The sequence below is a fragment of the Clostridium neuense genome (assembly GCF_045310695.1).
Lineage (GTDB): Bacteria > Bacillota > Clostridia > Clostridiales > Clostridiaceae > Clostridium_S > Clostridium_S neuense.
On sequence record NZ_JBJIAA010000029.1, the window covers coordinates 21,404 to 28,975 of the forward strand.

The following is a 7,572-nucleotide window of genomic DNA, read 5'->3' on the forward strand; positions in this document are numbered from 1 at the left end:
ACTTTTTACTTATTTCACTTTTAACCAAATATTGCAAAAAATATTCATGCAATATTCAAACTTATATTGCAAAAATAAAAACCATTGCAATTTTTGACTGTGCAATCTTAAGCGTTGCAAAATTATAAGAGTTAATTTATAATTGGACTTACGGGAAGGCAGGGGATAATAAGATGAGTATTATTGATAATAGCAATAAAAGTACAGAAAGAAAACGTTTTTTGCGACAAATCTTTTTATGCTTTTTATTGCCAATAATGATAATGTTGTTATCAACTTTCTTAGTTTATAATAACTATAAAGATTCATTAAAAAATCAAATAACCAAAAATAATATCTCAAATCTATCTGCACTTGCAGATACTATAGATAATTCATTAAACGAACTTCAAAATACGACTTTACTTCTTTCAACAAATAGTAATTTATATGACGTATTTTATTCAGATTATAAATTAAGTCAAATCGATATAGCAAAAGTTCAATCTGTAATAAACTCACTGCTTAAATTTAAAGCTACTAAAGCACTTATAGACAGCGTATATGTACTACATAGAAATAGCAATGAAGTTATCGATGTTTCTGGTACTTCTACTGTAGACAACTTTTATTCTAGAGCATCAAAATACAAGGCTTACGATAAAAACTTTTGGATGCATCTAAATGTAAACAACATCTATTATAAAATCTTAAACCCAACATTGCTTGAAGCCAATACAATTGATAACTATAGCAGTAGAACTGTAATACCTTTTGTTACTCCAAATATTGATAGTTTTAAATCTTCAAATCTTTTTGTTATAAACATAAGTGTAAATGAGCTTTCTTCTCTTCTTAATCAATATAAATTTACAAAACGCTCTAATTTATCAATAGTAAATAAAAAAGGTGTTATGTTTGCTTCAACAGATACCGAAATTTGCAAGAATTTTACTAGTGATAAAGATTTTCTATCTAAGCTTAATTCACAAGGAGATAGTTTCTTTCAATACAGTGTAAACGGTAACAAGTATATGGTAATGAGCTTTGCATCTAGTACCGCTAAATTTAATGATTTTATTTATGTCGCCCTTGTTCCTTATAATGACTTTTATGAAAATCTTGCAGCTATACGAAGATTAGCATACTTTATAATACTCTTTGGTATGTGCATTTCAGTTTTTTCAGCATACTTTTTAAGCAAAAAAATATACAGCCCTATAAACAATTTAATACAAGTACTAAAAAAGAATAACCCTGATAGCTCTTATAATGATATAAGCGAAATCCAGTATTTAAACAATCAAATAGATGAAATTATAGCAAGTAAGGATAAACTCACTCCTTTAGTATCCGAACAATATTTGACTAAAATTTTAACTGATGTTGATTTTATGCTTGATGAAAACGTTAAGCACTTTATAGATTCTGGCAAGCTAAATTTTCAATACAGCAGCTTTTGTATAAGTATTTTTGAACTAAACTTTACTGAAAAATATCATTCTATTTATACCAATACAGAATATTTATTAGCAATAAAGGGTATCTCAAAGATGTTTCAAAATATTGCACTTTGGAATTTCCCAACACAGGCTTTACATATAAGTAAAACTAAAATTTGCATTATTATTAACGTACCTAACGATGAAGCTTTGCAGAAAATAGTTAAGAATATTGAAGATGTTGTTTCTATATTTTCTTATGATAGTGATCTTATTAATATAACTGTTGGAATTGGCAGAATATATCCGTATCTTGCAGGTATGAATAAATCATATAATGAAGCAACTAAAACCTTATCCACTTTATCACCACTATCTGACGAAAAAATAAAGGTATATTCAAATGAAATTTTCGGTAAGAAGTTTAATTACTCCATAAATGATGAAAATAAATTATACAATTACCTAATTGGCTGCTACAAAAATGAAGCTATCGATCTAATTAACTCCATAATTGGTGAAAATCAGCCAAACTTATCTCAAACCTCAATTAAGCTCCTATATTTAAGCATTTACAATACTATTTCAAGAGCAGCAGATGAAAAAAAAGTTGCAATTTCTAAGCTTATGGGCAAAGATTATCTTGATCTTGAATCAGATATAATAAATTACTCAATAGGTACTATATCTGATTATATAAGCAGCGTAATATGCAAGCTTTCAGAAACAAATAAGTGCAATTGCAAACTTGATATAAACGAGATTACTGATTATATAAATAAACATTATAGTGAAGACATATACCTTGAAAAAATCGCAGAAAAATTTAATGTGTCAGATAAATATCTTTCAAAAGTATTCAAAGCTTCAACGGGTATGTCTTTCCATATTTATCTATCAAATGTTAGAATTTCAGAATCTAAAAAACTGCTCTTGGAAACTAATTTAAGTGTTATTAAAATTGGTGAAATGGTTGGTTTTTCTATCCACAGTACCTTCTTTAGAATATTTAAGAAATTTGAAGGTATAAATCCGACTCAGTATAGAGAAGTTAACAACGGCAGCAATACTAAGAAAATTTAAATAGAAATTATTAAATTTATAAAATTAGTCTATATATGTATTAAAATTATAACCATTATAGACAAATTTTATATATAATAGTATAATTTTAATCATATTGCAAACCTATCAATAATTAGTTCGGAGGTGCTTAAATGCACAAGTTTTTTATGATTAATGAGAAAGAATTAGAATGCAACTATAAAAAATTACTAGATAAAAAAATCAACTCGCCGGAAGATTTAAAAAAATGGTTAGTAGATGAATCAACTTTATGTGCCGATATAAAAGAAAAGCTTAGCAGAAATTATTTTGCTGTTAATTGTTATAGTAATAATAAAGAAATAAAAGCTGCATATGAGCATGATAATGAAGTAATTTCGCCTTTAATTAAAAAATACAGCGAATTACTTGATAAATTTTTTTACAATAGTGAATACAGAAGTAAACTAGGAAGCTACTATGATAATCTAGTAAAAAAAAGAGCAAATGCAATTGAAATTTTTAGAAAAGAAAATATTGATATAGAAATTAAAGAAGATAAATTGTGTACTGAATATTATGATATAACAGGAAATATGTCTGTGATGTGGAACGATGAAGAAAAAACATTGCAGCAGATGGCTGTATATATGAAGGATTCAGATAGACAAATACGTAAAAAAGCGTGGACACTTGTGCAGAATAGAATGCTTAAAGATAGTGAAAAATTAGATACAATAATGGATCAGCTAGTAAAACTAAGAAATCAAAAAGCATTAAATGCAAATTGTAAAAATTTTACTGAGTACATGTTTAAAAAACTTGAAAGATTTTCATATACACCAGAAGATTGTCTAGAACTTCATGAATCAGTTTTAAAAGCTGTTGTTCCACTTGTAAATGAAATAAGAGAGGATCACAGAAAAGAAATTAATGTTCAAGATTTCAGACCCTGGGATATGACGGCTGTAAAAGAAGGGCAAAAGCCTCTAAAACCATATAACAATGTAAACGAACTTATAGACGGAGTGTTAAAAATATTTAAACAAAAGGATGAGGTATTTTTTAATACTTTAAATAAAATGAAGAACGCCGGAACTCTGGACCTTGAAAGTAGAAAAGCAAAATCACCTGGAGGCTTTTGTGATTCTTTCCCTGTAAGTAACACATCATGTATATTTATGAATGAAGCTCAAGCTAATGATGATTTTATCACACTTACTCATGAGGGAGGACATTCTGTTCATAACACTTTAACCTCTAACATTGAACTTGCTGATTATAGAGAAACCCCAAGTGAAACTGCGGAACTTGCCAGCATGAGTATGGAACTTTTATGCATGGACAGTTGGGATGTCTTTTATAAGAATGAAGAGGATTTAAAAAGAGCTAAAAAGGAACATCTTGAAGGAATAATAAAGTTTTTGCCTTGGGAAGTTCTTGTAGATAGATTTCAACATTGGATGTACTCTCATCCAGAGCACTCCGCAGAAGAAAGAAATGAAAAATTTCAAGAAATGGCCAAAGAATTTCAATTTCAAACAGTAAACTTTTCTGGTTATGAAGACGCTTTAAAGAATTTCTGGAAGAAACAATTGCACATATTTGAAGTTCCTTTTTACTATATTGAATATGCTATAGCACAGCTGGGCGCACTTCAAATATGGAGAAATTACAAAAAAGCTCCAAGGGAAACAATAGAAAATTACAAAAAAGCATTGTCACTAGGAAATTCTGTACCAATACCAGAGGTATATGAAGCAGCAGGAATAAAATTTGATTTCTCTGAAAATATGATAAGAGAACTTATGCAGTTTGTTAAAGACGAATTGCAAAAGCTATAAGCCACTGAATTTTAATTTCTACACCATACAGCATTAAATAAAAATTGCAATCGCTACGCTTACCAAAGCATAGTGATTGCAAAAAAGTTAGAGCTTGCAATTAGTTTTAAGCTTCAATTTCTATAACTTCTCCTGGATTAATTGCAATAATCTTTTGTTCATATTGAAACCATAATTTTATGCTTGATGGATTTTTTACACGTTTACCACAAGAACTAAATAACAACCTATTATAAGCATCAATATAATCATAAATTTCTATATTTGTTGCATACCAAATATCATCTCTATTTCCCACATACTTAGCGAAGTCTTCAATTACCTTCCAGTTGTCATTTGCCTCAAATTCATAACTATGTCCCCATAGATAGAATAAATATGGTGTCGCACTCACTTCATCTTCTACAAACTTTTTTGCCAAGCTTTTTAGCTCTGGTGAATTATGATGGCAAGTTGCAGTTAGTCGAAGCCAGTCCTTAGGAATTCTAAAATCATTTGTTGATACTACAGTTCTAGAATATACTATTCCACAGTCTTTAAGTATTTGAACAACATTATCATTCATCGTACCATATGGGTATGCCGCTCCACGAACAATTGTACCAAATTGCTTTTCAAGATTTTCTCTATCTTTAATTATTTCTTCAACAACCACATTAGTTGGCAGCTGCTCAAGGTGTGGATGTGTTAATGTATGCACTGCAACTTCATGTCCTGAATTTTTATAAAGCTCTGTAACCCTATTTTCAGTCATTCTACGATGAATTTGACCTTTTTTATAAACTGTACCTTCTTTGGCATACAGACCACTATTTAAATTGAAGGTTCCTTTTAATCCATACTTATTCATAATTTCAATAAGCTTTATATCCTGCTCCACTCCATCATCATAACTTAATGTAAGAGCTTTTGTCATTCCTCCCGGAAATCTCAAAAATATATTTGCCATAATATTTTCACTCCTATTCATTTTTATCTATATAATTAAAAAATTAATCAGTCCTAAATGGTGATGCTGGCAAGCCTTCTTTATTATATAAATTAGCACCTTCTGGATTGTCTGCCCATGCATATCTAACTGCTATAGGCTTATCAATATCTTCATTCCAAACTGCAACCTCGTTGTCCTTTATTTCAGCCTTTGCCCATACAAATCTTTTGTCATCCCCGCAAATTGCAAAGTGCCCTAATTCACAATTTCCTTTTGCAATTAGCCCACTTCCTATATTAGTAAAGGATATAATTATTTTATTGCCTTCAGTTCTCATAGATTTATAAATTGGTCCTGAATATACTAAAGCTTCTTCACCATATGCTACCTTTCTAGCTGCAAGTGCAAGACGTTCACCTATATCCTTTTTATTTAATGGATGCAAATCATTCCACTCTCCTGCATCAATAGCAACCGCCATTCCTGTGTTATTAGTAGCATTAAGAGTTTTAAGCTGTACATCTCTAAGCTCTGCCCAAGCACTTTCACCAGGTTCCTCTTTAGCCTTCATGAAGTTTGGCAGTTGAACATATAAAAATGGAAAATCTCCTTGCTTCCATTTTTCTCTCCAATCAGCTATCAACCTAACGAACATACTTTTATATTCTTTAGGTCTATCACAATTTGATTCTCCTTGATACCAAATAACACCCTTAATTGTATAGCTTATTACAGGAGAAAGTATTCCGTTATACAAACATAATGGAACTGATGGAAAAAATGTCACTGGTGGCAGCGGTTCTTTTACCGACACTCCTATATGATACTTCCAACTTCCTTTTAAATCAATCTTCTTGTTTTCTATAGCTATTTCGCAGGGCTTATCCTCAGTAAATTCTCCATTACCATTATTGCTAATAACTCTGATAACGATTGTATTTCTTCCATCTTGAAGTAAATTTTTAGGAATATTGTATCTTCTCGGTGGATACTGATACCCCGTTGTCCCTACTAATTTGCCATTGATATAAACAAAATCGCTATCTGTAATAGTTCCAAGTAAAATCATTGCAGGCTTTCCAAGCATTGATTTCGGAATATCTATGTCTTTCCTAAACCATACAGAACCATTTAAAGCTCCTATCTTTTCGTCTTTAAAACAAGCAGGCAAATTAATAGTATCCCAATCTAAAACATCACAGCTTGGATCAAACCATGGTTTTTCTGGGTTAGCCAGTCCCTCATCTTTTTTATCTACATTTTTATACCACCTATGACTTGACTCCTCGTCATTTTTTCTTACTTTATTAAAATAAGCATCATCCTTAAAGGCTTCTGCTGTTTTCATATATTTAGGGAACTCTTTTAATGCAGCTTCACTTAACCATGACTCAACCGCTGAGCCTCCTATAGCTGTCTTAATTAATCCTATTGGCACCTTATATTTTTCATACAATGCTTTAGCAAAAAAATATCCTACACCTGAGAAATCAAGAACACTTTCAGGATCTACGGATTTCCACTCACCTGACGCTACATCTTCTACAGGTTTTTTGAATTCGTATTTTTCTGGCACAATAAACTGCCTTATACAAGTGTTTTTAGCATTGTTAAACTCATCTTCATAAATTACCTTTATACGATTTACAGGCAGCTGCATATTAGATTGTCCAGAACAAACCCATACATCGCCAACTAATATATCGTTTACTATAACAGTATTACTTCCCTCCACCATCATAGTGTAAGGTCCACCTGTTTTTAATTTATCAAGAGTTATTTCCCACTTTCCATTGGAATCTGTTATACAGCTGTACACTTTATCTGCAAAATGCACAGTTACGCTTTGATTTAAAACATCGTATCCCCAAATTTTAACCTCTGCATTTCTTTGTAGTACCATGCCGTCACTTATAAGCTTTGGAAGTTTAAGCTGCCCCTTTTCTTTACATTCCTTCATTATAACCACACACCCCTAACTTGTCAGGATAAACCTAAAATTTAAAATCTCAATCTTTCAAGTTGTTTCTCCTATAATACTACTTTAATTTTTTTATTCATATGTAAACGTATATAAATTTTTTTGTATGAAAAAACAATTAGTTTTTTTATCCACATCTTATAACAATTACACCCTTTAAATGTGGATAAACATTGCTTTTTTTGCAATGCTGTGAATAATTGCAATGCCATTTATCTATTTTAATATTGCAATTATTCATATGCTTTAAGCAATGCGTGTGCTTAATTTTAACAAAAATAAATATCCACCAGCTTAGCTGGTGGTTTTTCCTTAAGCCCTATAAGGGCACATTACCAGCATTATGCCTTA

The 7,572-nt window shown here is 30.7% G+C and carries 4 protein-coding genes; 2 read left to right on the forward strand and 2 right to left on the reverse strand.

Annotation, left to right across the window (positions count from 1 at the left end; all coding sequences use genetic code 11):
- Nucleotides 1-173 precede the first annotated feature (173 nt).
- Nucleotides 174-2,504, forward strand: coding sequence for a helix-turn-helix domain-containing protein (locus ACJDT4_RS22745; RefSeq protein ID WP_406789911.1), 2,331 nt, complete (start codon nucleotides 174-176; stop codon nucleotides 2,502-2,504).
- A 134-nt stretch (nucleotides 2,505-2,638) separates the two neighbouring features.
- Nucleotides 2,639-4,309 (forward strand): M3 family oligoendopeptidase, encoded by a 1,671-nt coding sequence (locus ACJDT4_RS22750; RefSeq protein ID WP_406789912.1) that lies wholly within the window; start codon nucleotides 2,639-2,641, stop codon nucleotides 4,307-4,309.
- Nucleotides 4,310-4,415: 106 nt separating this feature from the next.
- Here the strand turns inward: ACJDT4_RS22750 and ACJDT4_RS22755 are convergent, their stop codons facing one another.
- Nucleotides 4,416-5,258: a polysaccharide deacetylase family protein gene (locus tag ACJDT4_RS22755; protein ID WP_406789913.1), complete on the reverse strand. Its 843-nt coding sequence runs from the start codon at nucleotides 5,256-5,258 to the stop codon at nucleotides 4,416-4,418.
- A gap of 43 nt (nucleotides 5,259-5,301) precedes the next feature.
- A complete protein-coding gene (locus ACJDT4_RS22760; protein ID WP_406789914.1) occupies nucleotides 5,302-7,200 on the reverse strand; it encodes a sialate O-acetylesterase in 1,899 nt (632 codons plus the stop codon).
- Nucleotides 7,201-7,572 lie beyond the last annotated feature (372 nt).

What these genes read in the sequence shown, in the direction of transcription:
- ACJDT4_RS22745 (WP_406789911.1), top strand. Translation starts at nt 174, where the DNA reads ATGAGTATTATTGATAATAGCAATAAAAGTACAGAAAGAAAACGTTTT.
- ACJDT4_RS22750 (WP_406789912.1), top strand. Translation starts at nt 2,639, where the DNA reads ATGCACAAGTTTTTTATGATTAATGAGAAAGAATTAGAATGCAACTAT.
- ACJDT4_RS22755 (WP_406789913.1), bottom strand. Translation starts at nt 5,258, where the DNA reads ATGGCAAATATATTTTTGAGATTTCCGGGAGGAATGACAAAAGCTCTT.
- ACJDT4_RS22760 (WP_406789914.1), bottom strand. Translation starts at nt 7,200, where the DNA reads ATGAAGGAATGTAAAGAAAAGGGGCAGCTTAAACTTCCAAAGCTTATA.